Genomic DNA, 26773 nt, shown 5'->3' on the forward strand with positions numbered 1-26773 from the left:
CCATCCTCCTCCCAAAGGTGCCGGCGAACCGGCGGCAAGCGAATCTGGCCCCTCCTCCTCCCGAAGGAGCCAGAGCCCTACGTTAGAGATCTGGCGAAATCTTCCAATCCCTTAATTTGTAAACCGTGCCCGGACGCGGACGAATTTCGCCGCCCTCCTTCATCCGCCGCTTGAAGCTGTGGATCGGCGTGGCAAGGTCGTTGATGCGGAATTCCACCACCGAGGGACCGTCATGGGCAAAGGCACGGTCGAGCGCGGGCTCGATCTCGTCGGGCGTCTCGACGGCAATGCCGAGCAGGCCGAGGCCGGCACTGGCCGCGGCAAAGCTCGGTCTTGCGCTCTGCGTTTCCAGAAGCGCCGACTGGACATTGCCGAAATAGAGCTGCTGCCAGAGCTGGATCCAGCCGAGACGGCCATTGTTGAGGACGATGTTGACGACACGCTGGTTCTGCTGCAGCTGCGTGGCAAGCTCGCCGATCGTGTAGGAGAAGGCCCCGTCGCCCGACACCGTCACCACCCGTGCATCGGGCCGCGTGGCGGCGGCCCCGATCGCGCCGGGAACGGAGTAGCCGAGCCCCCCCTGCCCGCGGGCATAGAGAAACTGGCGGCCGGGCTTGCGGGCGGGAATATAGCCGCCGATCCAGCCGGCCGAGAAGCTGGCATCGGAGACGACGATATCGTCCTCCTCCAGCCGCTTCGCGACCGCCGCCATGATGCGCGGCGGCGAAAGCGGGATTTCCTCGGACTCGATCTCCGCCTGTTTCGCCCGTTCGCCCGCGGCCTTCACCTCGGTGATGCGCGCCCGCCAGTCGGCATTCTCGTTTGGTCTCAGGCCCGCAGCCAGAAGCTTCACCGTCTCGCGAATGTCGCCATAGAGCGAGACCGTCGGGCGGAAGGTGCGACCATGTTCCAGCGGATCGGCGTCGATTACGATCGTCGCCTGCTCGGGAAGCGGCAGGGTCCAGTTCATCGCGGTGTTCTGGCTGGCCTTGGAACCGCACCAGATGACAAGATCGGCCTCCTTGATCAGTTCGATGGCAGCCCAGGAGCCCAGCGGATTGAGGATGCCGGCGGCATAATCACGCGTCTCCGGCACCGAGCCCTTGCCGGAGAGCGAGGTGACGACCACCCCGTTCAGCCGGTCGGCAAGTGCGGTCACGTCCGGGGCCGCATCCGAACCGTGCACGCCGCCGCCACACACGAGCGCCGGCCGCTTGGCCCTGGCGATGAGATCGAGCGCCTTCGACACCTCGGAAGCGACCGGCACCGAGCGCAGATAGGGAATGTGGATCGAGCGGTCGTCCACCAGCGGCTTCAGCAGGTTCTCGTCCCATTCGGCATCGAAGACATCGTGCGGAATGATGACGGCGACCGGCCCCGGCCGGGGCGCGACCGCCGTACGGAAGGCGGTGCGCAGGATCTCCGGCAACGCGGTCACCGAGGGCACCAGCCAGGCATTCTTGGAGATGGACTGGAAGAATTTCAGCTGGTCGAAGCCCTGGCTCGCAATGCCCTTTTCCTTCAGCGTCAGCCAGTCGAGCGGCAGTTCGCCGATGATGCCGACCATCGGGATCGAGGCATTGAGGGCTTCCAGAAAGCCGGCGGAGAGCAGGTTGGCGCCGGGACCGACGGTTACGTCGCAGACCCCCGGCTTTCCCGTCAGCCGGGCATAGGCATCCGCCGCATAGGCGGCATTGCGCTCGTCGCGCATCAGCACGTGGCGGATCCGGTCCGTGCGCCGCGAGATTCCGTCATGGAGAGCGGTGGTCTGGCCGCCGGGCATGCCGAACACAAGTTCGACCCCGGACTGCGCCAGCATTTCAGAAATGAGATCGCCGATATGCGCCATCATGGTGTCCAATCGTCATGGGAAGATCAGGTTGCGCGGCCCGCGTCAGTGAAGGGCCGCCAGGTTTTCGACCACGGACTTGTAGGCCGTGAGTTTGCGAGCCATGGCCCGGTTGCGCTCCAGGCGCGGCTCGTAATGGCGGGACACGCGCACCATGCGCCGCGCCGCTTCGCCAAGATCCGGGTGATGCCCAAGCGCCACGGCAGCACAGATGGCGCCGGCCTTGGCGCCGAATTCGCTGCCGTCGGCCACCTCCACCCGCATGTCCAGCGCATCGGCGAACATCTGGCACCATTGCGCGGATTTCGAAGCGCCGCCCGCCATGCGGGCCACCGTCGGCCGGCGGTTGGCCTCCGGCGGCAGCAGGCGGTCGATATCGGCCTTGTGGGCGAAGACCACACCCTCGAAGGCGGCGCGCAGCACGTCGCCCAGCGTGTGGCGGGCGCAAAGCCCGAGGATACCGCCCGGCACATGCGAGGGGCCGCCATAGAGAAAGGGCAAAAACAGGATGTCGTTGTCCCGGTCCAGCGCTTCCGCCACCAGCCGGTTGCCCACCTCGTAGATGGAGGAACCCATGGCCCTGGCCCGGGCGCCCTCGGCTTCCAGCAGCGTGGAGAAGATCCACTCGACATTGCTGGCCGAGGTGGCCGCCCCTTCGGTTGCGATGAAGCGGTTGCCGATCGGAAACGAAGACTGGATGAAGGGCGGTGGCGCCGTCAGCGGCTCGTCGAGGATGATCGAATTGATGCTGAAGGTGCCGGCGACCACCGAAATGGAGTTCGGATCGGTCACGCCCGAGGCAAGCGCCGAGCCCGTGACATCCACCACGCCGCGGATGACGGGCGTGCCGGCCTTCAGGCCCGTTGCCTCTGCCGCCTGCTCCGTTACATAGCCGGCGACCGCGACGGAAGGTCCGACCTCCGGCAGCTTTGCCAGCCAGCGCGACACCCCGCCGACATGGAGCGCCTGATCCGCATAGCGATGGTTGACGAGGTCGAAGATGCCGGCAATGCCGCCATCGGTGGGGTCGGTCGACACCTTGCCCGTCAGCCGCGCCCGGATGAAATCCTTGCAGAACAGCACCGTGTGCGTGCGGTCGAACAGATCCGGCTCATTGTCGTCGAACCAGCGCAGCAGCGGAATGGCGTGCGTGGCAAACATGCGCGCCCCGATCAGCCGGTCGATCTCGGCCACCTCCCCCGTCAGGCGCAGGGCCTCGATCAGGTCCAGCGTGCGGGTATCCGTCGAGACAAGCCCCGGCCGCACCGGATTGAGATCGCGATCGACGAAATAGGCCCCTGCCCCGTAGCCCGACGGCGTGACGCCGGCAATATCCTCCGGCGGCGTGCCGGTGATCTCGAGCAGTTCGCGGATGGCGGTGCAGGCGGCTATCCACATCGCGTCCGGATCCCGTTCGGTAAAGCCCGGGCGGGGAAACTGCATCCGGTTGGGGCTGCTGCGGCAGGCCAGTTCATTGCCGCTGAGGTCGAACAGTGCCGCTTTGGTCATAGTTCCACCGGCGTCGATGCCGATGAGGCGCTCGCGCATGGCATTCTCCTCCCATGTTCCGGAGTGGCTCCTCTCCGCCCCGGTCGTCCCTCTGATGACGAAATTTGTTTCCGTCAGATCCCTTGCTTGAGGCAAGGTTGTTATAATAAGTTGAGGCTAGGCGAGTTGATCTGAGCTGTCAATACGTCTCGCATCACTTGTTGAAGGAGGTCGACAGGCGGTGCTGCAACGGGAATGCCAGAGGGAGGATGAGCATGAGAACACGGGCGCAAGCGCTGGACGCACTGGAACGGGGAGAGAGCGGCGACATCCTGATCATCGGCGGCGGTATCAACGGGGTCGGCGTGTTTCGCGATCTCGCCGCGCAGGGGGTCGGGGCAACGCTTGTCGAGATGGGAGATTTCTGCAGCGGCACGTCGGCCGCCCCCTCGCGTCTCATCCATGGCGGCCTGCGCTATCTGGAGCAGGGCGAGTTCAAGCTGGTGCGGGAATCGGTGGAGGAGCGCGACCGGCTGCTGAAGAACGCGCCGCATCAGGTGCGGCCGATCCGCGTATGGGTGCCGGCCCTGTCCTGGGCGGGTGGCACGCTGCAGGCGGCCTTGCGCTTCCTGCGGCTGATGAAGGATCCCGGCCCCAAGGGCGCGCTGATCCTGAAGCTTGGCCTTACCATCTTCGACGGCTTCAGCATCCGCGATCGCTCGATGCCGCGCCACAGGCTGGTGCCAAGACGCCAGGCGTTTGCCAAAGTGCGCGGACTGGCAAACGAGATCCGCATCGTCGCGGAATATTTCGACGCCCGCATCGACAGCCCGGAGCGGCTGACGCTTGAACTGGTGGACGATGCCGAGGCCGCCTGCCCGGAAAGCCTTGCCATTCCCTATCTGAAGCTCGTCGGTGTCGAGGGCGATACCGCACTTCTTCAGGATGTGCTGTCAGGCCGCATCATTCGCAAGCGCTGCCGCTTCATCATCAACTGCGCTGGCGCCTGGATTGACCATGTCGACCGGGATCTCGGCATCGGCGAAGGGCTGGTGGGCGGCACGCGCGGCTCGCATCTCGTACTGAAGCGACCCGATCTCGCCGCTGATCTCGGTGATGTCATGCTGTATTTCGAGACACCCGATTTCCGCGCCTGCCTGATCTACCGACTCGATGCCGATCACGTGCTGCTCGGCACCACCGACATTCGCACCGAACATGCCGGCGACAAGGAAACCTCCGAGGCGGAGATCGACTATCTGTTCGATGTGATCAGGACCGTGCTGCCCAAAGCCCGCCCCCGGCGGGAGGACATCGCCTTTGCCTATTCGGGCGTGCGCCCCCTGCCCCGCCAGGCCGCAGGCGCGGCTGGTTCGATCAGCCGCGACCACACGTTTCGCACCTTCGAGCCGACGGGCACGCGCACGGTGCCAGTGCTGACGCTGATCGGCGGCAAGTGGACCACCTACCGGGCCTGCGCCGAACAGATCGTCGATCTCGTCCTGCCACGGCTTGGGCAAGACCGGAGGGTGACGACGGCCGACCTGCCGATCGGCGGCGGAACGCGCTTTCCGCGCGATCCCGCCGGTCTTTCGGCACTCGCCACGGAACTGATGCGGACAGGCGCGCTTGGTGCCGGGCGGGCCGAAAGACTGCTGAAGCGCTACGGCACGCGGGCGGCCCGCATGGCGGCCAGCCTGCGTGGCGAAACCCCGCTCCGTTCGGCCGCTTGCTATTCGCGGGAAGAGATCCTATGGATCGCGCAGAACGAGCGCGTCACCCGTCTCGACGACATGATCCTCCGGCGAACCCTTATGGCCTTCGAGGGCGTGGCCAGTGAAGCCTGCCTCATGGAGCTGGCGGATCTTCTGGCCCCCGCCCTGTCCTGGTCGCCGGAGCGATGCCAGGCCGAGGTGGACGCAACGCGCCTGCTGCTGGAAAACCGGCATCGCGCCCGTCGGCAGGTCAGCCTGGAGGACGCCTGATCGCCAAACAAGGGGTACGCCCGTGTCCGACCCGTCCGTCGAAGATCCCGTCGTTCACGACCGCGCCCCCAAAGTACCGCTCTGGCTGCAGCTGAAGACCGCCATTGCCGACATGATCGTCAAGGGCGGCATGCGCCCGGACGACAAGCTGCCGAGCGAAACGGAACTCTGCAACCAGTTCGGCGTCTCGCGCATCGTGGTGCGCCAGGCGATGAGCCGTCTGGTGACGGAAGGGCTGGTCTATCGCCACCAGGGCCGGGGCGCCTTTGTGGCCCAACAGAGCGAGGACAGCGATTTCGTCGGTCGCATTATCGGCTTTTCCGGCGATATCGAGCTGCGCAACCATACCGTCAGCCGTTTCATCCTGACGGCCGACATCCGCGACCCCGATCCCCGGGCCGCCAAGGCGCTGGGCCTTGGCCCCGGCGAGCGGGTCGTCTTCCTGAGGCGTACGATGAGCGTCGATGGCGTGCCGCGCATTCTGGTGGAAAGCTCGCTGGTGGAAAGCCGCGTGCCCGGCCTGCTGCATCATCCGCTGGAAAACCGCTCGCTCTATGCGATGCTGCTCGAACATTATGGCATCCAGTTCGAGGGCGCCGAACGCTGGATCGAGGCAGCCAGCGCCAGCAAGGAAGAAGCGGAACACCTGAAGATCAGCAAGGGAACGCCACTCATCAAGATCGAGTCGCGCTCCAGCGATCGTACCGGTCGCCATATCGAATATTTCTCCGCCCTCTACCGCACGGACAGCGCCCGCCTGCACTTCACCATCCGGCCGGAACAGGGGCGCTGAAAAGCAATTGGCGGGTTTGCGCGGAGGACGCCGATCTGCCGGCACCGCCCGCAAGACACACGAGGATCAGCCGAAGGCGATATCGCCGATGACGCGCACGCGCACGCGCCGCGCGCCGCCCGGCAGATAGGCGATCGGGATATCCTCGATCTCCAGCGTTTTCAGGCTGTCCACCGCCGCACCGGAGGCAACCGCGGCATTGCGGGCGCCGGTTTCGGCCGCCGCCAGCGCCGCGTCGCGGCTCATGCCGGAAAACACCTGATCGACCTCGCCCGAGACCTGCGCCATGGCAGCGCCCAGTGCGTTGGCGACGCCGGCATTCTCCACCCGCACCACTTCCGAGGCACCCGGCACCTTGTCCGGGATCAGGAAGGCGCCGCCGCCGACGGCGATCAGCGGAACATCCTCGGCAGAGGTCTTCATCCGATCGAAATTGTCGGCCACCATCTCGCTGATCCTTGCGAGCGTCGCCCGCACGAGACCCGCGTCGAGCCCTTTCACCCGGTCCCGGTCGCCCATCTCGACAATGCCGGCGGCGACCGCGATATCGGAGGTGGTGAGCGTCGAGCCGCCAAACACCTTTGCTTCGGTGAGGATGCGATAGCCGACGGAGCGCGGGCCGATCGCGCCGTTTTCCGGGTTGATGATGGTGCCGCCGCCAAGCGCGATCGGCAGCAGATCCGGCATGCGGAACAGCGTGCGCACGCCGCCGATATGGACGATGTTGTTCGCCTCGCGCGGGAAGCCGCCGATGAGGCAGCCGATATCGGAGGTGGTGCCGCCGACATCCACCACCATGGCATTCTCAAGCCCGGTGAGGAAGGCGGCGCCGCGCATGGAATTGGTCGGGCCGGAGGCAAAGCTGTGCACCGGATTGGCCGCCGCGACATCCGCAAGCGCCACCGTGCCGTCGTTCTGCGTGAGATAGAAGGGGGCGGTCACGCCGATCTCCGACAGCGCATCGGCAAAGGCCTGCACCGTCGTCTTGCCGAGCGATTGCAGCGCGGCATTCAGGATCGCGACGTTTTCCCGCTCCAGAAGGCCGATGCGCCCGAGCGTGTGGGAAAGCGTGATCTTCGCATCCGGAATGACGGAGCGGACGATTTCTGCGGCCCGCACCTCGCATTCGGTGGTGAGCGGCGAGAAGGTGGCGGAGATCGCAATCGAGGTGATGCCGGCATCGCGGATGCGCATTGCGGCATCGCGGATTTCATCCGGGTTCATCGGCACCAGCGGGCTGCCGTCATATTCATGCCCGCCATGCACCATGACGATCATCGGATCGACGGCGTTGTAGAGGTCGCGCGGCCAGTCGCACATCGGTGGCAGCGAGCGGCCGGTCGGCAGCGCCACGCGGATTGCCGCCACCCGTTCCAGACGGGCGCGCTCCACCACCGCATTGGTGAAATGCGTGGTGCCGATCATCACCGCATCAACGGCGATACCGGCCGCGGCGGGCGCGTTGATCACATGCGAGAGGGCAGCCTTTACGCCCGAAAGCACGTCCTGGGTGGTCGGAACCTTGATGGCGGCCAAAATGCGCTCGCCATCGACAAGAACAGCGTCCGTGTTCGTGCCGCCAACGTCAATACCGATGCGTTTCATGGAAATACCGATCTGAAGTCAATGTCATAGCCGAAGGCGCGGGGGCCGACGGCGGCAATGCCGGCAGGCGTGGTGAGAAGGGCCGGCGCCGGCAGCGCCACCACGGTGACGCGCTGGCCGTAGCGGACGGATTCCGTGCCGATCGCGCTGCCCGAGATGGTGTCGAGAAGGCAGAGCAGATCCGGCGTCATCGCAACCGGTTCGCCATCGCGGAAGGCAACCGCCCATTCGTTCTGGAAGGCAAGTTCCAGCCGTGATCCTCGATCGCCATCGATCCCCTCGATGATCGTGCGGCCGCGCAGGAAGCCACCGGTCGTTTCGCGGGCAACATCGATCACCTTGCCGCGGAACAGCTGCTTGCCGCCCTCGTGGTCAAGGATGGCATCCACCGGGTCGGCATGCCTGCGGCGGGCATCAAGCACCGCCTTGCCGAGTTCGACGGCCTTGGTGACCGTGTCGTGAATGCCCCATTCCTTCACTTCGCGGCCGGTGCGGGGCGCCTTGCAGGTGGCAGCCGTCGAGCCGACTTCGGTGCAGACCTTGCGTGAGATGCGCTCCATCCATTTCCACGAGGCGGCCCGCGTCACGATCACCTCGTTGTCGCGCACGTCGACCAGCGACAACGGGAACATCGGCAGGTTGCCGATCGCAAACGAGGTCATCTGCGCTTCCGGATAGGCGCGGCCCATGGCATCGGCATTGACGACGGGACGATCGAGAACGGCAGCGGCAAGGAAGGAGGAGAGCGCATTCGAACCGCCGATCTCCACGCTCATGATGGCGCGGAAACGCTTGCCGATATAATCCTCCATCACCTCGACGGCGCGGGCCAGATGCACGGGATCGCCGAGCCGCTCCTGGCCGACCAGCGGCGCACCCATCTTGGAGACGACGGCGACCATGTCGTCATCGTCGAGCGCCATCGGGTCCATCAGGTCGACGCGGGCGCCCTCGGCATAGAGCCGCCGGAGGTTCAGCGTCGAGATATAGGGGTCGCCGCCGCCGCCGGTGCCGAGAATCCAGGCGCCGATGGCCAGCGGTTCGATGTGTTCTTCTGCGAATTCTTCAAGCATGTCCGACCTTCGGCAGGGCAAGGAGGGGTATGCCGGCCCCGCAGGCGGGGCCGGTTGTCATCATGATGCGGGAAGGATCACTTCGCCTTGCAATCCCAGGTGAAGTTGGCAAAGTTCAGGTCCCAGCTCTGCATGGGAATGAACTGGTAGCCCTGCAGGCACTTGTTGGCGGCATAGCGCCGGTTCGGTGCCACGGCCCAGACATCGGGCTGCAGGTCGGCGATCTTCGCCTGCAGGTCCTTGTAGACGGCGTTCTGCTCGGCAACGTCGGTCGTTCCGCGCGTCTTGTCGATCAGCGCGTCGATCTCCGGGTTCTGCAGCCATTCCATCGACATCCAGGTGCCGGAGGCCTTGGAATGGTACTGGTTGTAGAACATCGAGTCCGGCGAGGGATAGGTCGGCGAGATGTTGACCTGGGTGGAAGCGGGCGTCGTGTCCGGCTTGGAGGAAAGCTCGACGATACGGTTCCACGGCTCCGGCTTGATGTCGAGCGTGATCCCGATCTGCTCCAGATTCGCCTGCAGCAAAAGCGCTACTTCCGCCTCGAAGGCGAGCGAGGCGACATAGCTGTTCACCAGCGTGATCTTCTGGCCCGCATATTTCGACTTCGCCAGTTCCTCCTTCGCCTTTTCGAGATCGAAGGTGCCGGGCTTGATGTCGCCGTTATGGGCATCCTTGAAGGCGGTCGAGAGCGGGCCCTGCATGTCGGTGCCGGGATAGATGATCTCCTGGATCGTCTTGTAGTCCGTGGCATAGGCGATGGCGCGGCGCACATGCACGTCGTCGGTCGGATAGACCTTGGTGTTCAGCTTGATGACGAAGCCGCCGGAGGTGCGGGTCTGGATCAGCTTGTAATTCGCCATCTTGCCGATGGCCTCGTAGGTATCGTTGCCGAGGCCGTGGGAGGAAAGACCCAATTCGCCCTTCTCCGCCAGCGCCTTGACGGTGGCATCGTCGCTGGTCTGCACGAAGCGGACTTCGTCGACCGGCGTGCCCTTGGTCCAGCCGAGGAAGTAATCGGCATTGCGGGCGATCACCATGTCGGCGGAGCGGTTGTAGCTGACGAGCTTGTAGGGGCCGGAGCCGGCGGAATGTTCGCCGACATAGGCCTCGCCCCACTTGTCGTCGGCCTTGGCATTGGCGGTGATCAGCGTCTTGTTGAGCGCCATCATCAGCGGCGTTGCCGCAAGGAATGGCGAAAACTGCCGGTCGATCTTCAGAACGAGCGTCTTCTCGTCCGGAGCCGTGACGTTTTCCGGCTTCAGTACGCCCACGATGAGGTTGGACGGGCCCTTGTTGATGCCGAGCAGGCGCTGGATGGACCACACCATATCGGCGGCCTTGACCGGCGTTCCATCCTGGAACTTCGCATCGTCGCGCAGGTGGAAGGTATAGGTCAGGCCATCGCCCGAGACATCCCAGGACTTTGCCAGATGCGGCACGATCTCGCCGGAGGGGCTGACGGTGGTCAGCCCGTCATACATGTTCACCACGGCCATATAGCCGGTATAGTCGGTGACCTTGGCGGGATCGAGCGAGCTGAAGATCTGCTGCACATTGACGACGGTCGAGATCTTGTCGGCGGCAGAGGCTGCCGGAAGACCTGCGGAGAGCGTGAGCGCCGTGCCGAGCGCAAGTGCGGCGAGACGCCTGTAAGCCATGGATTTCATGCTGGAAGTTCTCCTCTTTTATGCGGCGGGACCTGTCCCGCCTGTTGTTTGCGGATGGGACGCGAAAAGGATCAGGCCGCCTTTGGCAGCGGCGAGAAGGCGATGTCCGGATAGCCGAAGGCCGAGGGCCCCACGACCTCGAGCGCGGCTGCCGAGCGCAGCAGGTCGTGGCAGGGGATCGCAATCACCGCGACGCGCTGGCCGTAGCGCAGCATTTCGGTGGTGATCGGATAGCCGGTATCCACATCGAGCAGCACGATCAGATCGGGCACCGTCACCTCGACCACGCCATTGCGGCGGAAGATCAGGAATTCGTTCTGGATCGCGACGCTTGCGGTTTCGCCGGTCCAGCCGTCAAAGCCTGCAAGCTCCAGATCGCCGACCGCAAAGCCGCCGCGCAGATGGCGCTTCAGATCGGTGATCTTGCCGTTGAAGATGCGGCGCCCGCCTTCAAGGTCGCAGACGGCCGCGATCGGATCCTCCTGCTGGCGGCGGGCGCGGATGACCGCTTCGCCAAGCGCGATCGCCTTGGTATAGCTGCGCGGAATGGCGAACTGGTGGACGAAGTGCGCCTGCATGGGCGCCGTCGCCAGCATCGCCCCGCCGCCCTGGGCGACGACACAGGCGCGCGCCATGCGCTCGTGCCAGACTTCCGAGACCGCATGGCTGAAGATCACCGCATTGCCATGCAGGTCGCACATCACGGACGGCGTGGAGCTGTGGCCGTAGATCGAGAAGGTGGTCATCTGCATTTCCGGGAAGGCGCGGCCCATGCCGTCGCAATCGAGGATGGGCAGGCCGCCGAGTGCTGCCGTCACCAGCGGGCTCATGGAATTGGCGCCGCCAATCTCCTCGCAGACGATGGCATCGACCGGCGTGCGGATCAGTTCCTCCATGGCGGTGAGGCAGCGCAGGCCCTCGCGGCCCTCGCGGATGCGCTCGACGCCGACGACCGGTGCGCCGATGCCGCCGATCGACATGCACAGCGCATCCGCCTCGATGGCATCGGTGGCGAGGATCTTCATCTCGTAGCCGGCCTTCAGCGCCTCGAGCGCCAGAAGCTTGCCCTGGTAGGGATTGCCGCCGCCGCCGGTGCCCAGAATGCCGGCGCCGATCTCCAGCGCTTCCAGGTCATCGCGCGTCAGGGTGCGCAGGGCGGCCTCGTCATATTTGCGTTTGCGGCTCTCAGCCATGATAGGCTCCCATCTCTCCGACGACCTTGACGTGAATGCGGGTGGCGTTGCCCGGCAGATAGGCGAGCGGCGTATCCTCCCGCTCGATGACTTCGAGCGTTTCGGGGATCGCGCCGGCGGCGATCGCCTTGTCGCGCGCCTCGGCCTCCGCCTCGGCAAGCGCAGCCTCGCGCGTCTTGCCGTCGATCAGGGAAAACACACGGTCCGTCTCGCCGCTGATCTGGGCGATCGCAGCACCCACCGCGTTTGCGACCGCGAAGTTTTCGGGACGTAAGACCTCCAACTCGCCGATCCGGTCCGGCATCAGGATCGAGCCGCCGCCGACGGCGATGACCGGCACCGGGGTAGACGAAATGCGGCTGCGCTCCACGCAGGCTTCCAGCATGGCATTGATGCGGGCGACGGCCGCCTCGACCAGGGCCGGGGCGAGGCTGTCGACCAGAGCCTTGTCACCGACATCCGCCTTGCCCGCCGCAACGGCGATATCGGTTGCCGTCAGCGTAGAGCCGCCGAAGCACAAGGCCTCGCGGCGCACGCGGTAGCCGACGGATTTCGGGCCGATCGAAATTCCCTTCTCGCCGTTGACGACCAGCGAACCGCCGCCGAGGCCGATGGAGAAAACGTCGGGCATGCGGAAATTGGTCTTCACGCCACCGATATCGACGGTGGTCGAGGCCTGCCGCGGAAAACCGTGCGAGAGCGAGCCGACATCGGTGGTGGTGCCGCCGACATCCACCACCACGGCGTCTTTCAGACCGGTGAGGAAGGCCGCACCGCGCATGGAATTCGTCGGGCCGGAGGCGAAGGTCAGCACCGGGAAGGCGCGCACCACATCGGCCGCCATCAGCGTGCCGTCGTTCTGGGTGATATAGAAGGGGCAGGTGAGACCCGCCTGCACCAGCGCCTTCTGGAAGGCGGCAACCGTGCGGTCGGCAAGCGAGAGCAGGCTGGCATTCATGATGGCCGCACTTTCGCGCGCCAGAAGGCCGTGACGGCCGATATCCTTCGACATCACCACCGGCACGCCGGGGCAGTGGCGGTAGAGAAGCTCGCGGGTGCGCAGTTCCATGGCATCGTTGATGCCGCTGAAGACGCAGGTGACGGCGGCCGCTTTGAGGCCCTTGGCCCGGATCTCGCCGGCAATGCGGACGATCTCGTCTTCATCGAGCGGCGAGAGGATGCGGCCGTCGAATTCATATCCGCCCTTCACCTGATAGCCGTGATTGCCGACGATCTCGCGGATGTCATCGGGCCAGTCGACCATCGGCGGCAGGCCGGCGCCGGATGGCAGGCCGAGCCGGATGGCAGCGACTTCATCCATGTGGCGGCGCTCGATCACCGCATTGGTGAAATGCGTGGTGCCGATCATCACGGCGTCGATCGCCTTGCGGTCGATGCCGGAAGCCGCGATCACGTTTTCCAGAGCCTCGATGACGCCCGTCGTCACGTCTTCCGTGGTCGAGGCCTTCACCCCGGCCAGAACCGTCTTGTCCTGCAATATGACGGCATCCGTATTGGTGCCGCCGACGTCGATCCCTACACGATACACGTGAGGCTCCTCTTGCGTCAGTCTGTTGATTTGACGAGGAAGCGCATGCGTTCCTCTTCGGTCACGACGGGCTTTTCGCGCTCTTCCACATCGGAAACGACGGGAATGGCCGCAATCAGCGCCCGGGTGTAGGGATGGGAGGGGGCGGCGAACACCGCAGGCGTCGCGCCCTCCTCGACGATCTCGCCGCGCAGCATGACGGCGATGCGCGAGCAGAAATTGCGCATCAGCGACAGGTCGTGGCTGATCATCAGATAGGTGAGCCCCAGTTCCTCGCGCAGCTGCACCAGAAGCTCGATCACCGTCTTCTGCACCGAGACGTCAAGGGCTGCGGTCGGTTCGTCGAGGATCAGGATTTTGGGCTCGGCCGCCAGCGCGCGGGCAATCGCCACGCGCTGCTTCTGGCCGCCGGAGAGTTCGTGCGGATACTTGGCGAGATAGGATTGCGGCAGGCGCACCAGGCCCATCAGCTCGATCAGACGCGCTTCCCGCGCATCCCCCTGCATGCCGATCGATTTCAGCGGCAGGGTCAGCGTCTGGCGGACGGTCCGCTTCGGATTGAGCGAGGTGCCGGGGTTCTGGTAGACGATCTGGGTCAGGCGGCGACCTTTTGCCGGCGCCGGCGCGTCGATCATCAGTTCGCCGGAGGTCGGCCGCAGAAGCCCCATGATCATCCGCGCGACCGTCGTCTTGCCCGAGCCGGATTCGCCGGCGAGCCCGAAAATCTCGCCTTCACGCAGCGTCAGGTTGACGTCGCGCACGGCGTGATAGCCGTTGCGGCGACCATAGATCTTGTTGAGGTTGCTGATGCGGACGATCGGCGCGCGGTCGCTCTGGGCCATGTCGATGACGCGGGGTCCGTAGAGGGCCGGCACGGCATCGAGCAGCGCGCGGGTATAGTCCTTTGCCGGTTCGCTGAGGATCGTTCGGCACGGGCCTGTCTCGACGATATCGCCGTGATGCATCACCACCACGCGGTCGGAGACCTTGCGGACCACGCCGAGATTGTGGGTGATCATCAGCAGCGCCATGTTTTCCTCGCTGACCAGGCTGTTGATCAGGTTGAGGATCTCGTCCTGCGTGGTGACATCGAGCGCGGTTCCCGGTTCATCGGCGATCAGAAGTTTCGGCTGGTGCAGCAAGGCAAGGCCGATCAGCACGCGCTGGCGCATGCCGCCCGAGAGCTCGAACGGATAGGCATTCATCACCCGCTCGGCATCGGCAAGCTGCACCCGGCGCAGCACGGCGGCAATGCGGCTGCGGCGTTCGGCGCGCGACGTCGCGATGCCGTTGCGACGGTCGGCAAAGCGCATCACGTCGTCGAGATGGGTGCCGATGCGGAACACCGGATTGAAGGAGGAGAGCGGGTCCTGCATGATCAGCGAGAAGGCCGTGCCCTTCAGCGCCTCGCGCCCGGCGCGCGGCAGGTCCAGCACATTGCGGCCCTCGACAAGGATCTGGCCGGTGCGGATGGTCGCATTGCGGGGCAGCGTGCCGATGATCGCCTTGGCGGTGACCGACTTGCCGGAGCCCGTCTCGCCGATCAGGGCGACGCGTTCGCCGGCGGCAACCGCAAAGCTGACATCGCGCAGCACCTGGCGCGTGCGGCCATAGGAGGTGAAGTCGACGGACAGGTTTTCGACGCTGAGAAGAGTGTCGCGCATCATCAGCCCTCCACGTCGAACATGTCGCGCAGACCGTCGCCCAGCAGGTTGAAGCCGAGGGTGACGTAAAGCACTGCAGCCCCCGGGCAGAGAACCTCCCACCAGAAATCCGGCATGAACTGGCGTCCGTCCGCCACCATCGAGCCGAGATCCGGCGTCGGCGGCTTCACGCCGAAGCCGAGGAAGCTCAGCGTCGCGCCGAACAGGATGACGAAGGCGGCATCGAGCGTCGTCTTGACAGAAATGACGGCGACGCAATTGGGCAGGATTTCGCGGAAGAGGATGTGGAAGGGGCCGGCGCCGGCCAGCCGCGCCGCCTCGATATAGTCTTCCGAGGCGATCGACTTCGACACCGAATAGATGAGCCGCGCATGCCAGGTCCACCAGAGCAGCGTGATGGCAATCATCGCATTCATCAGCGTCGGTTCGAGCAGGTTCGAGACGGCAAGCGCCATCACGAGCGGCGGCATGGCGAGCATTACATTGGTGAGCCCGCTGATCAGCCGCTCCGTCCAGCCGCCGACATAGCCCGCAATCAGGCCGAGCACGGTGCCGACCGGCACGGAAATGCCGAGCACGCCGAGAACGAGCAGCAGCGAGACCCGAAGGCCGAACACTGTGCGCGAGAAGATGTCGCGGCCGGCCTTGTCGGTGCCGAACCAGTGGCCGGCATCCGGCGGCAGATGGCGCGCCTTGAAATCGACGATGCTGCCGACATGCTTCGGATAGGGCGTGAGCCACGGCGCAAAGACCGCGAGAATGACGACCGACAGCAGGATCAGCGTGCCGATGACGGCAGCCGGATTGCGGCTGAAGCGGTACCACATCATGTAACCGGCGCTCAGGCCACGGTCGGCCGGATCCAACATCTTGATGTCGGCCATCAGAGTGCCTCCTTGCGGCGCATGCGCGGATCGATGATGGAAATCAGGACATCGACGACAAGGTTCGCGACGATGAAGAACAGGCCCGCCACCAGCACCACGGCGGTGACCGCGTTGAGATCCTTCTGCAGGATGGCGTTGAGGCCGTAGGAGGCGAACCCGCCCCAGGCGAAGATCATTTCGATGACGAAGGCATTGCCGATCAGCGAGGCGAATTCGAGCCCCATGATGGTGAGCGGCGCGATGGAGGAGAGCTTCAGCAGATAGCGGAAGATGATGACGCGCTCGGGCACGCCGAAGCTCTGCAGTGTCAGCACATGGTCCTTGCGCTGGTTCTCGATCATCGAGGAACGGGTGATGCGGGTGATCTGGCCGATGCCGGCCATCGACAGCGCAAAGGCGGGCAGCGCGATGTGCTGGAGCGCGCTGCCGACGACATCGAGCCGCCCGGCAAGAAGGCCGTCGAGGATCAGGAAGCCGGTCGGGCCGCCCTGCCAGCCAAGCCCATGATCAAGGCGCCCGATGATCGGCCATCCTCCCGGCACCCGCGCCGCCAGCAACTGGAGCGTGATGGCGAAGAGGAAGCTCGGGATCGTCACCCCCGTCAGCGACAGGATACGGCCCCCATGGTCCAGCGCGCGGTCGCGGTAATGGGCGGTGACAACGCCAAGCGGAATGGCGACGAGGAACATGAAGACGACGGAGACGAGAACGAGTTCCACCGTCGCCGGCACCGTCTGGGCAAGGTCCGTTGTCACGGGACGCTGCGAGACGAGCGAGGTGCCGAGATCGCCGTGCAGCGCCTTGGTGATATAAGCGAGATACTGCACGACAACAGGCTGATCGAGCCCCATCTGCAGGCGCAGCGCCTGCACCTGTTCCGGCGTCGCCGCCGGTCCGAGCGCCATGCGGGCCGGATCGCCAGGCACGACGCGGGCAAGTGTGAAAATCATCAGGGACAGCACGACCATCACCAGCAGGAAGGTGCCGAGCCGGGCCAGAATGGCTGTCAACGGGTGATGCCGCATCGTCGTGAAAGATCCCCTTGCCAGGAAACATGCGCCGGCAATCTCTCTTGTCGCCTTCCCACGAACAAGCGCGGCCCGGTATAGTTTTTTACTCCAAAGGTATAGGTTTTGGAGTTCGGATGCCCTATCCCCTTACCATGGACATGCTTCTCGACAGGCCCCGCCTTCGCCGTCTGATGACAGACGGCAATCACCGCGTCCTCCTTCTCCAGGCAGGGGCAGGCGCGGGAAAAAGCGTACTGCTGCGGCAGATGGCAGAGGATGCCGGGGCACGCGTCTGCACCGCGCTCCATCCGCAGCAGGCGGATCTCGAAGGCGGCATGCTGTTCTGGGACCTGCCGCGCAAGGCCCGGTCGCTCAGGCTTTCCGACGCCGTCATCGACAACGCCGAGCGGATCGTCATCGCCTGCCGACCGCAACAGAAGGTCACGGGCCTTGCCCGCGCCAAGCTGCATGGTGGCTGCCGTGTCCTTCTGGCCGAAGACCTGTCCTTCAACGACGAGGACCTGATCACGCTGCCGCCGCAGACGCAGCGCGCGGTACTCGAAACCTATGCCGGCTGGCCGGCCTTCCTGCGGCTTGCCCTTGGCGACGGAGAGGATGATGGCAGCCTCGTTGATTACTGCCGGGAAGCGCTGTTTGACCATCTGACGCCGGGCGACATGGCGGCCCTGTCTTTGTGGCTGAAGGCACCCGACCAGCCGGTGCCGGCGATTGCTGCCACCCTCATGCCACCGCGTCTCCTTGCGGAACCGGATCGCTACCCAGTGCTGGTCGAGACCCTGCGGCGGGCAAGCGGGGAGAGCCTTGCGGCCTATGTCAGCCCGACCGCCCTCAAAGATATCGCGTCCACGCTCGAACAGTCCGGACAGGTGCTTGCCGCCATGAACCTGCTGCTGGACCATGGTCTGGAGGCACAGGCCGCCGCCATCCTGGAGCGGGCGGACGGGCGCGACCTGATCTATCGCAGCAGTCTGGCCGAGTTCCAGGATATCGTCCTGCGCTTCTCGCACGAGAGCGTGGCGGAGAACGAGACGATCCTGTTTGCCATCTGCCGGGCGTTGATGAAGCAGGGCGAGTTGCACCGCGTGCGCCATCTTCTGTCGAAACATCTGGGTCTCGACTACCTCGACCCCATGAAGGTGCTGGTCAAGGGCTCGCGCTTCTCGTTTGCCGCGCGAACCTTCCGCCTCAACCTGATGATTTCCGAGGACCTGACGCCGAATGACGCGATGATCGAGCGGCTGGCCGAATTCATGGCGGATTATCCGCTGGGCGAGCATGGGAAATGGGCGGCCTATTACAATGCGCTGCTGGAATTCGAGATCCGTCGCCGCAATTTTCGCGAGGCCGAGGCCGCCGCCGCGCGGGCGCTGATCTACCTTAAGAAGATGGGGGGCCAGCCGCTGCTCGAATTCTTCATCCATCTGCACCAGACCGTGCTGCGACTGATGAGCGGCGATGCACTTCTGGCCCGCAAGGCCGCACAGGATGCCCGCGTACGCCTTGAACAGGTGCCGCATCCGGCGGACGCTGAGTTTCGCATGCTGCGCCTGGCGGAGGCCTGCCTCGATTACGAAGTGGGCCGCCAGCGGGCCCTGCTGCAATTCGTGCAAAACGAGTTTGAGGAGTTCGCCGCCGCCGAAATCTGGCCGAGCCTGATGCAGTTCGCCCTGCATTATGCCGCGCAGGCGCTGATCGACCATTTTCCGATGGGCGTGCGGCCGGGCTTTCTCGACGGGCTGTGGATCCACCTGTCGGATGGCCTGCAGTTCCATGCGATGATGGAGATCCGCACGGCGATCGCCTACCAGAATGCCGGGCGCTGGCGCGAGGCGGCGGCCACCCTGTCCGCCATCCGCATGCCGATGGGCAAGCACTGGATCGACAGCGCGGTGGAGGACCTCACGCGCTTCAGCCGTCGTGACGAGATCGCCTATGTGATGGCCTGGTTTCGCGAGGCGGTCCATCTGTGGACGCCCCGCCCCTATCTCGCCCGGCAGCTGGAGGCGCTGATCGCCAATCCGAAGGTGACCCATCGCGAGCGCGTGGCGCTGGAGATCTGGCTGGGCTACACAGCCCACCAGCGCCGCGAGACGGCCGCCGCCCGCAGTCACCTGCTGTCGGCGCTCGAAAGTGCCCACCGGCTCGGTTGCCACGGCGTTCTGTCCGAAGAGCGCCTGTTTCTCTCGCCGCTTCTGGAAAGCCGCACGCTCCGCGCCTTCGTGGAAACCTCCGTCGGCGTGCGCAGCGCGCTTGCGATCTTCACGTCCTCGCTCAACTCGCCGCATGCCCGCGCGCTGAAGGGCGGACTATCGCAGCGTGAAGCCCAGATGCTGCAGCTGGCAGCCGGCGGCCTCTCCAACAAACGCATCGCCGCAACGCTCAACATTTCCGAGGTCACCGTGAAATACCACCTCGGCAATCTGTACCGGAAACTCGGCTGCAACCGTCGCGCCGAAGCGCTGCGCGCCGCAATGGCGCTCGGCTGGATCAGCTGATGATCGCCGGGCTTCCGCTCCCTTCGCCCTGTGGGAACATGTTGCCCGTTCCCGCGTTGACGGGCGTTTGTCATGCGACGTTTCGCGAACAGCGAGGGGGCGCAGAGGGGCAAGCGGGCTGGACAACGAGGGAGCAGGATGAGGGGACGGGTGGCGATAGCGGTTGCAATGCTCCTCGGCGGGAGCGTCGGTGCACGGGCCGAAGTGGGCGATATCTGGGTCTGGAGCACGCTTGTTCCCTCGATCGCGCGCACCGATACGCTCGGCCTGCTGCTGCAGGACCGGCTGAACCAGGAAGCGGAAGCGCGCAACCGCGCCGGCGGTAGCCAGCCCGGTGCAGGCACCCCGAATGCAGATGACGGGGACCTGCCGCCGGTACGGGAGGTGACACCGGCCGATCTTGCCGCGCTCCGCTACACACCCTCGCCGGCCCGCCGCAGCGCCAATCTCGCCCGTTTCATTGAAAGGACGCGGGCCGCCGACCCGGCCGGCGCGGCAGACCTGCAGCGCCTGTTTGCCGATGGCGACATCATTTCCAGGATCGACGCACTGATCCGCCCGCAAGGTCTGCGCATCGACAATCTTGCCGATGCCTATACGCTCTGGCTCTTGACGGTCTGGCAGGCGGCACACGGACGAAACGACACGCCCGAAAGCGCGACGCTCCTGGCCGTGCGCGCGCAGATGGTGCTGGCGCTGCGCAATGCCGGCGGCATGACCCGGGCCTCGAGCGCCGATAAGCAGGAACTCGCCGAGGCGCTGCTGGTGCAGGCCATGCTGATCGATGGCGCCGTGGAACAGGCGAAGGGCACCCCGGCCCGCCTTGAACAGGTCCGCGCTGCCGCCCGCAAGAATGCAGGCAGCCTCGGCATCGATGTGGACAGGTTCGATCTCACGCCGCAGGGTTTTGCCGCGGCGGATCAGGCCAGGCGGTAAGCGACTCCGAGCGAAACATCGCCGAGCGACGGTAGCCGGCCCGTAAGCCGCGGGCGGCTGAACAGCCTGCGCCCGCGCCGCCACTCCGTTTGCCCGCCGGCCCTCTTTGCCTCCGGGCGGGTGAGCTGTCTGGCTGCAACCGCAGGCGCCACCCCCATTCGCCTCCCAGCCTTGGAAAACGGCGATGTCGTCATTGAAATGAGCGTCACGGCGTCCAAACCGCCGCAGCGGCCTGCGTCTCCACCAAATCTCCACACAATCTCGGCGCGACATTCACGGGCCCATGAGAACGGGATCGCCAGGGAAAGCGTTTCCGGTGAAGACGGATTGCCCGAACGAATTTGCCGGAAGCGCTCTCCCTGCCTTCATGCAGTGCCGAAGGCGACACCCGGGGCGATGACCCGGAGGATCGCCGGAACTGCTCATTCGGCAACCCGGAAAGTTCAGATGTCATCCTCCCGCCTTTTCCTTCTCGCCCTGTTCGGCACGGCCGTGACGGCAGCCGTCCTGCTGGTCCGTTTCGATGGTTCGGCGGACGAGGCAGCGTCATCCGCGCGCCTTCAGCCGGTGCAGGTCGTCGTGCAGACGCTCGTTCCCGAAACCGTGATCCTCTCCGACGAGTTGACCGGCCGCGTGGCGGCGGAGCGGCGGGTGGAGATCCGGCCTCAGGTCGGCGGCGTGATCACGCAGCGCCTGGTCCGCGAGGGCATGGCTGTCACACGCGGACAGGTTCTGTTCGAGATCGACACCGCCATCCTCAAGGCGGAGCTTGCCACAGCGGAAGCCGGGCTGCAGCGGGCCGTTTCGGCGGAAGCGCATGCAAGCCGTGCCGCCGAACGGGCCGCGGCGCTTCTCTCGGGCAATGCCACGAGCCTCGAGAAGAGCGAAAGCGCCCGCAACGATCTCTTGACCGCCCGCGCCAACCTCGCCGAGGCAAAGGCGGTGGTGGAGCGCCGCCGGCTGGATCTTGCCTTTGCTACCATACGCGCGCCCATCAGCGGCTATGTCGGCGCAACGCTCGCCGACGAGGGGGCGCTTGCCAACCCGCAATCGGATCGTCCACTTGCCGTGCTGCAGGCGGTCGATCGGGTCTATGTGGATCTGCGCCTTCCCGCCGGCCAGCTGGAGGCGCTGGCAGAGGCCGATGCAACCGGACTCGGGCCCGTCACCATCGCCGTCGGAAAAGAGGGGGCCCGCCCCCTCAAGGCCGGGACGTTGCGGTTTGCGGATGTCGTCGTCGATCCCGGCACCGGCAGCGCCCCGGTGCGTGTCGCAGTGGACAATCCTGATCTGTCGCTGCTGCCCGGCATGTATGTGCGGGCGCGCGTCCCGCGGGCACGACTGGAGAAGGCGCTTCTGGTGCCGGCCGATGCCGTGCTGCGCGCCGGTACCCGGCCGGAGATCGTGGTGGTGGCAAGCGACGGACAGGCGAGCCGCCGCTCCGTCACGCTCGGCGAAACCGTTGGCGAACGGGTCATCGTCACCGACGGGCTTGCAGCGGGAGAGCGTGTGGTCATTCGCGGCCAGGACCGGGTCCAGGACGGCATCCCCGTCACGCCCCTTGACGCCGACGCCACCACCGCCCCTCAACCGGCATCGAGCCGCGATGCCACATCGGCCGGCGCCGTACAGCCTTAAAGGTCATTTCCCATGTCAAGGATCTTCATCGAACGCCCGGTTCTTGCCTGGGTGATCGCCATCTTCATCGCGCTTGCCGGGCTGGTGGCGCTGCCGCAATTGCCGGTGGCGCGCTTTCCCGACATCGCCCCGCCCAGCATCAGCATTTCTGCAAGCTATACCGGCGCGAGCGCCGAGACCGTGCGCGACAGCGTGGTCGCCCCTGTCGAGAAGGAACTGTCGAGCGTCCGCAACGTGCTCTACTACGACACGACGATGGACGCGACCGGCAATGCCAGCGTGACCGTCACCTTCCGGCCGGGCACTGATCCGGAACTGGCGCAGGTGGATGTGCAGAACCGGCTGAAGAATGCCGAACCACGGCTTCCCGAAGCGGTGCGTCGCGGCGGGCTCAGCGTGGAGGCGGCCGAATCCGGCTTCCTGATGGTCATCACGCTGAAGTCGAAGAGCGGAAAAACCGACGAACTGACGCTTGGCGACTATATGGTGCGCAATCTCGGCGAGGAGCTGAAGCGCCTGCCGGGCGTCGGCCGCGTGCAGCAGTTCGGCGCGGAACGAGCCATGCGGATCTGGGTCGATCCGGCAAAGCTTGCCGCTCATGGGCTTGGCATGTCCGATGTCACCGAGGCGATCGCGCGCGAAAACGTCCAGATCGCCCCCGGTCGGGTGGGCGACGAACCGACCGTGCCGGGCACGCGGCTTTCCACACCGCTGACGGTGCAGGGACAGCTGACGACGCCGGAGGCCTTCGCGGGCATTGCGCTGCTCAGCCGCGCCGATGGCAGCCGCCTGCTGCTCTCGGATGTGGCACGCGTCGAGCTTGGCGCCCAGTCGCTCGCCTTCAGCGTCAGCAGCAATGGACGGCCGGCCGCCGCTGCCGCCATCCAGATGACGCCGGGCGCCAATGCGGTGCTGACTTCCAATGCCATCGAGCAGCGCCTTGCCGAGCTTGAGGCGACCATGCCCGCCGACATGCAGGCCTCGATTTCCTACAACACGGCCCCCTTCGTCAAAGTCTCCATCGCCAAGGTGGTGCAGACGCTCGCGGAAGCCATGGTGCTGGTCTTCCTGGTGATGCTGCTCTTCCTGCAGAACATCCGCTACACGCTGATCCCGGCCATCGTCGCGCCGATCGCCCTGCTCGGCACCTTCGCGGTGATGCTGGCGGCGGGCTATTCCATCAACGTGCTCACCATGTTCGGCATGGTTCTGGCGATCGGCATCATCGTCGATGATGCCATCGTGGTGGTGGAGAATGTCGAACGCATCATGCGCCAGCAGGGTCTATCGCCAAAGGCGGCCACCCGGCAGGCCATGCAGGAGATTTCCGGCGCGATCATCGGCATCACCCTGGTGCTGGCGGCGGTCTTCCTGCCGATCGGTTTTGCCGCCGGCTCGGTTGGCGCCATCTATCGGCAGTTCACCCTGTCGATGTCGGTCTCCATCCTGCTATCGGCCTTCCTGGCGCTGACGCTGACGCCGGCACTCTGCGCCACGCTGCTGAAGCCCCATGCATCACATGCCCCCGAAGGTCTTCCGGGGAGCCTGTTCGGCCGTTTCAACCGCGGCTTCGAGCGGTTGACCGCCCGCTATACCGGCTGGGTGGGCGCACTGCTCAGGCGCGGCGGGCGCATGGCGGTGATCTATCTCGCGCTCGTCGCCGTCACGGGCCTCGGTTACGGGATGATCCCCTCTTCCTTCGTGCCGGAGGAGGACCAGGGCAGCTTCATGGCGATGTTCGAACTGCCGGCGGGCGCCACGGCGGAGCGCACGCGTGCGGTGGTTGCCACCTATCAGGCCCATGTCGAAACCCGGCCCGACATCATCGAAAATACCGTGATCTATGGCTTTGGCATGTCCGGTTCCGGCCCCAATGCCGCGCAGGCCTTTACCAGCATGCGGCCGTGGGGCGCCCGCAGCACAGGCGCCGACGAGGAGGTTGCCCGGGCGCAGGCCGCCGTTTCCGGCATCGCCGAGGGCACGGCGCTCATCCTGAAGCCGCCGGCGATCGAATCGCTCGGCAGCACCTCCGGCTTTTCGCTGCGGCTGCAGGACAGAGCGGGCCGCGGACTTGCAGCGCTGAAAGCCGCCGAACGGCAGCTGATCGCGCTGGCCGCCGCAAGCCCGCGCCTCACCGACGTGCGCAGCGACAGCCTGCCGGATGGAGAAAGCCTTGCCCTGTCCATCGACCGCCGCAAGGCGCAGGCGCTCGGTGTCGCCTTCCCCGCCATCAATGCCACGCTGTCGACGGCGATCGGCTCGACCTATGTCAACGATTTCCCGAATGCGGGCCGTCTGCAGCAGGTGATCGTGCAGGCAGATGCGCCGGCTCGCATGCGCATCGAGGACGTGCTGAAGCTGGAGGTGCGCAACGACGCCGGCGGCATGGTGCCGCTCTCCGAACTCGTCCAGCCGACCTGGGACGCAGCCCCCCTGCAGCTGTCGCGCTACAACGGCTATCCGGCCGCCCGCCTCTCCGGCGCGGCGGCGCCCGGTATCGCAAGCGGCGCGGCCATGACGGAGATGGAACAGCTGGCGAAACAGCTGCCGCCGGGCTTTGCGCTCGAATGGACAGGCCAGTCGTTGCAGGAAAAGCAGTCGGCCTCGCAGGCGCCCCTGCTGCTGGCAGCCTCCATGCTGGTGGTGTTCCTGGTGCTGGCCGCACTTTACGAAAGCTGGTCGATCCCGCTGGCGGTGATGCTCATCGTGCCGCTTGGCGTCCTTGGCGCCGTCACCGCCGTGCTCATGCGCGGGCTGGACAATGACGTCTTCTTCAAGGTCGGCCTCGTCACGATCATCGGACTTGCCGCGAAGAATGCCATCCTGCTCGTCGAATATGCGCGCCACCTGCAACAGGGCGGGATGGGCCTTCACCGCGCGGTGCTGACGGCTGCGCGGCTTAGGCTGCGACCGATCCTGATGACCTCGCTCGCCTTCCTTCTCGGCGTCGTGCCACTGATGATTGCCCGCGGTGCAGGCGCCGAAATCCAGAATGCCATCGGCACCGGCGTGTTCGGCGGCATGTTGACCGCAACGGCGCTGGCTGTTTTCTTCGTGCCGGTCCTGTATGTGGCAATCAGCCACCTGACCGGATCGGGCACCCGACCCCGCCAGCCGCAAGGGCATGCAGCCACGAGAGAGTGACGATGAACAATGCCCTGATCCTCATCATCGAAGACGAGCCGGAAATTGCCGAGATCATCGAGACCTATTTCGCGCGCGAGGGGTTCCGCACGATCAGCGCCGGCAATGGTACGCTCGGCCTTGCCCACCACCAGCGACTGCGGCCGGATCTCGTGGTGCTCGACATCAAGCTGCCCGGCCAGGACGGCTACGAGGTGCTGGCGGCCATCCGCCGGCGTGGCGACACACCGGTGATCATGGTCACCGCACTGGCCGAGGATCTGGACAAGCTGCAGGCGCTACGGATCGGCGCGGACGATTATGTGGTGAAGCCCTTCAACCCGCTGGAGGTCGTCGCCCGCGCGAAGGCCGTGCTGCGCCGCACACTCGGCAAGGGCTCCGGCGAGCGCACCGGCCACCTGCTCAGGATCGGGCCGCTGACGGTCGATCGCGAGGCACATCGCGCCACCATCGACATCGGCAACGGCCCCGTGGCGCTCGATCTGACGCGCACGGAATTCCGCATTCTCGCGCACATGGCCGCCTCGCCCGCCCGCGCCTTCGAGCGCTCGGAACTGGTGGATGCCTGCCTGCCGGAAAGCGAGGCGCTGGATCGCACTGTCGACAGCCATGTCAGCAATCTGCGCCGCAAGCTTGCGGCGGCTGGCGCCGATGGCCTTCTGAGCGGCGTGCGCGGCGTCGGCTACCGGCTGGATGCTCCCGATGCGCGATAACCTGAACACGCGCATCGTGCGGGCCATGATCGGCCTGACGCTGCTTGCCTGCGCGGTGGTCTATTTCGGCCTTCTCGCTTATTTCTTCTTCATCTATGACTGGCTCTATCCGGACGCCCCGCCCTATGATGACAGCTGGCGTCTCGGTGACGCCGTCATGCTGGGTCTGCTGCTCGGGATCGCCATCCTAGCCGCCCTGCTGTTCGGCTGGCGGTTGGCCCGCCCGATGATCGTGCCGCTGAAATCGGTCGCAGCGGCAGCCCGCCGGCTGGCGGAGGGCGATTTTTCCGCCCGCGCCGACCTTCCGCCCCGCACCTTCAAGGAAGCCGGTGATCTGGTGGCGGACTTCAACCAGATGGCAGAACGTCTGCAGCGCGCCGAGGCCGAGCTCAGCTATTCCAATTCCGCCATCGCACACGAGCTGCGCACGCCTCTCACCATCCTGCGCGGCCGGCTACAGGGCCTGCTGGACGGCGTCTTCGAGCCGAGCCCCGAGCTTTACGGCCGGCTGATCGAGCATGTCGACGATCTCTCGGGGATCGTCGAGGAGCTGCGCACGCTGGCGCTCGGCAATGCCGGGCAGCTGGATCTGCAGTATGCGCGCCTCGATCTGGCGCAGGAGGCAGAGGCCGCGCTCGGCGGTATCGATCACCAGCTGGCTGCGGCCGGCATCACCGTCAGTCGTTCGCTCGCCAGCGTGGCGATCCGGGGCGACCGGGCGAGGCTGCGCCAGGCCATGATCGCGGTGCTGGACAATTGCCGCCGCTATGCCCCGCAGGCGAGCGTGCATGTGGAAACCGCCGTGACGGGCGATTTTGCGGTGTTCCGCTGCATCGATACCGGCCCCGGCCTGTCGGCGGAGAGCCGCACTCATGCCTTCGAGCGATTCTGGCGCGCAGACGATTCGCGCGGCCGAAGCCTTGGCGGTTCGGGTCTCGGCCTGCCGATCGTGCGCACCATCGCCCGCGCCCATGGCGGCGAGGCGCTGCTTTTGCCTCCCGACGGCCCCGGACTCGGCGTGGAAATCCGCCTGCCGCGTCAGATCTGACGGGCATTACCC

At 65.7% G+C, this 26773-nt stretch carries 18 protein-coding genes; 8 read left to right on the forward strand and 10 right to left on the reverse strand.

All coding sequences use genetic code 11. The features are described from left to right. Positions 1-82: 82 nt before the first annotated feature. Both FNA46_RS01855 and FNA46_RS01860 read right to left on the reverse strand, forming a co-directional pair. Positions 83-1852 carry a thiamine pyrophosphate-binding protein gene (locus FNA46_RS01855; protein WP_210245843.1) on the reverse strand — a complete coding sequence of 590 codons (1770 nt, stop codon included), beginning with the start codon at positions 1850-1852 and terminating at the stop codon, positions 83-85. A gap of 42 nt (positions 1853-1894) precedes the next feature. Beyond that, on the reverse strand, positions 1895-3397 hold the full coding sequence (locus FNA46_RS01860) for an FGGY-family carbohydrate kinase (RefSeq protein ID WP_142880643.1): 1503 nt from the start codon (positions 3395-3397) through the stop codon (positions 1895-1897). Between the two features lie 215 nt (positions 3398-3612). On the opposite strand from FNA46_RS01860, the gene FNA46_RS01865 reads away from it, so the two are divergent. Next, a complete protein-coding gene (locus FNA46_RS01865) occupies positions 3613-5322 on the forward strand; it encodes a glycerol-3-phosphate dehydrogenase/oxidase (RefSeq protein ID WP_142880644.1) in 1710 nt (569 codons plus the stop codon). Between the two features lie 22 nt (positions 5323-5344). Next, the gene (locus tag FNA46_RS01870) at positions 5345-6115 is read left to right on the forward strand and encodes a GntR family transcriptional regulator (protein ID WP_142880645.1); all 771 of its coding nucleotides are present in this window, start codon (positions 5345-5347) and stop codon (positions 6113-6115) included. A gap of 66 nt (positions 6116-6181) precedes the next feature. Here FNA46_RS01870 and FNA46_RS01875 read toward each other — a convergent pair whose 3' ends face one another. From FNA46_RS01875 to FNA46_RS01910, 8 genes are all read right to left on the reverse strand, one after another. Then, on the reverse strand, positions 6182-7720 hold the full coding sequence (locus FNA46_RS01875) for a hydantoinase/oxoprolinase N-terminal domain-containing protein (protein ID WP_142880646.1): 1539 nt from the start codon (positions 7718-7720) through the stop codon (positions 6182-6184). After that, a complete protein-coding gene (locus tag FNA46_RS01880) occupies positions 7717-8793 on the reverse strand; it encodes an S-methyl thiohydantoin desulfurase family protein (protein ID WP_142880647.1) in 1077 nt (358 codons plus the stop codon). The genes FNA46_RS01875 and FNA46_RS01880 overlap by 4 nt, the downstream gene beginning before the upstream one ends. Before the next feature lie 77 nt (positions 8794-8870). Continuing rightward, positions 8871-10463, reverse strand: a complete 1593-nt coding sequence (locus tag FNA46_RS01885) for an ABC transporter substrate-binding protein (RefSeq protein ID WP_142880648.1) — start codon at positions 10461-10463, stop codon at positions 8871-8873. A gap of 71 nt (positions 10464-10534) precedes the next feature. Then, complete coding sequence (locus FNA46_RS01890) at positions 10535-11656, reverse strand: S-methyl thiohydantoin desulfurase family protein (RefSeq protein WP_142880649.1); 1122 nt, start codon at positions 11654-11656, stop codon at positions 10535-10537. After that, positions 11649-13205 (reverse strand): hydantoinase/oxoprolinase N-terminal domain-containing protein, encoded by a 1557-nt coding sequence (locus FNA46_RS01895; protein WP_142880650.1) that lies wholly within the window; start codon positions 13203-13205, stop codon positions 11649-11651. The genes FNA46_RS01890 and FNA46_RS01895 overlap by 8 nt, the downstream gene beginning before the upstream one ends. A 17-nt stretch (positions 13206-13222) precedes the next feature. Further along, positions 13223-14869 carry an ATP-binding cassette domain-containing protein gene (nikE, locus tag FNA46_RS01900; protein ID WP_142880651.1) on the reverse strand — a complete coding sequence of 549 codons (1647 nt, stop codon included), beginning with the start codon at positions 14867-14869 and terminating at the stop codon, positions 13223-13225. Between the two features lie 2 nt (positions 14870-14871). Continuing rightward, positions 14872-15753 carry an ABC transporter permease gene (locus FNA46_RS01905; protein ID WP_142880652.1) on the reverse strand — a complete coding sequence of 294 codons (882 nt, stop codon included), beginning with the start codon at positions 15751-15753 and terminating at the stop codon, positions 14872-14874. Beyond that, a complete protein-coding gene (locus tag FNA46_RS01910) occupies positions 15753-16781 on the reverse strand; it encodes an ABC transporter permease (protein ID WP_142880653.1) in 1029 nt (342 codons plus the stop codon). Before FNA46_RS01910 ends, FNA46_RS01905 begins: the two co-directional genes overlap by 1 nt. 137 nt (positions 16782-16918) lie before the next feature. Here FNA46_RS01910 and FNA46_RS01915 point away from each other — a divergent pair, with 137 nt between their 5' ends. From FNA46_RS01915 to FNA46_RS01940, 6 genes are all read left to right on the forward strand, one after another. Next, positions 16919-19282, forward strand: a complete 2364-nt coding sequence (locus FNA46_RS01915; protein WP_142880683.1) for a helix-turn-helix transcriptional regulator — start codon at positions 16919-16921, stop codon at positions 19280-19282. Positions 19283-19432: 150 nt separating this feature from the next. Then, a complete protein-coding gene (locus FNA46_RS01920; protein ID WP_210245844.1) occupies positions 19433-20218 on the forward strand; it encodes a DUF6683 family protein in 786 nt (261 codons plus the stop codon). A 447-nt stretch (positions 20219-20665) separates the two neighbouring features. Next, positions 20666-21856, forward strand: a complete 1191-nt coding sequence (locus FNA46_RS01925; RefSeq protein WP_142880654.1) for an efflux RND transporter periplasmic adaptor subunit — start codon at positions 20666-20668, stop codon at positions 21854-21856. Between the two features lie 12 nt (positions 21857-21868). After that, a complete protein-coding gene (locus FNA46_RS01930; protein ID WP_142880655.1) occupies positions 21869-25000 on the forward strand; it encodes a multidrug efflux RND transporter permease subunit in 3132 nt (1043 codons plus the stop codon). 2 nt (positions 25001-25002) lie between these two features. Beyond that, positions 25003-25713, forward strand: coding sequence for a response regulator (locus tag FNA46_RS01935; protein WP_142880656.1), 711 nt, complete (start codon positions 25003-25005; stop codon positions 25711-25713). Continuing rightward, positions 25703-26761 (forward strand): ATP-binding protein, encoded by a 1059-nt coding sequence (locus tag FNA46_RS01940; protein ID WP_246102784.1) that lies wholly within the window; start codon positions 25703-25705, stop codon positions 26759-26761. The genes FNA46_RS01935 and FNA46_RS01940 overlap by 11 nt, the downstream gene beginning before the upstream one ends. Positions 26762-26773: the final 12 nt, after the last annotated feature.

Source organism: Affinirhizobium straminoryzae (assembly GCF_007004135.1).
Taxonomy (GTDB): domain Bacteria; phylum Pseudomonadota; class Alphaproteobacteria; order Rhizobiales; family Rhizobiaceae; genus Neorhizobium; species Neorhizobium straminoryzae.

Coding starts and splice junctions, on each gene's coding strand:
- FNA46_RS01855 (WP_210245843.1), bottom strand. CDS start 1,852: ATGATGGCGCATATCGGCGATCTCATTTCTGAAATGCTGGCGCAGTCC.
- FNA46_RS01860 (WP_142880643.1), bottom strand. CDS start 3,397: ATGCGCGAGCGCCTCATCGGCATCGACGCCGGTGGAACTATGACCAAA.
- FNA46_RS01865 (WP_142880644.1), top strand. CDS start 3,613: ATGAGAACACGGGCGCAAGCGCTGGACGCACTGGAACGGGGAGAGAGC.
- FNA46_RS01875 (WP_142880646.1), bottom strand. CDS start 7,720: ATGAAACGCATCGGTATTGACGTTGGCGGCACGAACACGGACGCTGTT.
- FNA46_RS01880 (WP_142880647.1), bottom strand. CDS start 8,793: ATGCTTGAAGAATTCGCAGAAGAACACATCGAACCGCTGGCCATCGGC.
- FNA46_RS01885 (WP_142880648.1), bottom strand. CDS start 10,463: ATGAAATCCATGGCTTACAGGCGTCTCGCCGCACTTGCGCTCGGCACG.
- FNA46_RS01890 (WP_142880649.1), bottom strand. CDS start 11,656: ATGGCTGAGAGCCGCAAACGCAAATATGACGAGGCCGCCCTGCGCACC.
- nikE (WP_142880651.1), bottom strand. CDS start 14,869: ATGCGCGACACTCTTCTCAGCGTCGAAAACCTGTCCGTCGACTTCACC.
- FNA46_RS01905 (WP_142880652.1), bottom strand. CDS start 15,753: ATGGCCGACATCAAGATGTTGGATCCGGCCGACCGTGGCCTGAGCGCC.
- FNA46_RS01910 (WP_142880653.1), bottom strand. CDS start 16,781: ATGCGGCATCACCCGTTGACAGCCATTCTGGCCCGGCTCGGCACCTTC.
- FNA46_RS01915 (WP_142880683.1), top strand. CDS start 16,919: ATGGACATGCTTCTCGACAGGCCCCGCCTTCGCCGTCTGATGACAGAC.
- FNA46_RS01925 (WP_142880654.1), top strand. CDS start 20,666: ATGTCATCCTCCCGCCTTTTCCTTCTCGCCCTGTTCGGCACGGCCGTG.
- FNA46_RS01930 (WP_142880655.1), top strand. CDS start 21,869: ATGTCAAGGATCTTCATCGAACGCCCGGTTCTTGCCTGGGTGATCGCC.
- FNA46_RS01935 (WP_142880656.1), top strand. CDS start 25,003: ATGAACAATGCCCTGATCCTCATCATCGAAGACGAGCCGGAAATTGCC.
- FNA46_RS01940 (WP_246102784.1), top strand. CDS start 25,703: ATGCGCGATAACCTGAACACGCGCATCGTGCGGGCCATGATCGGCCTG.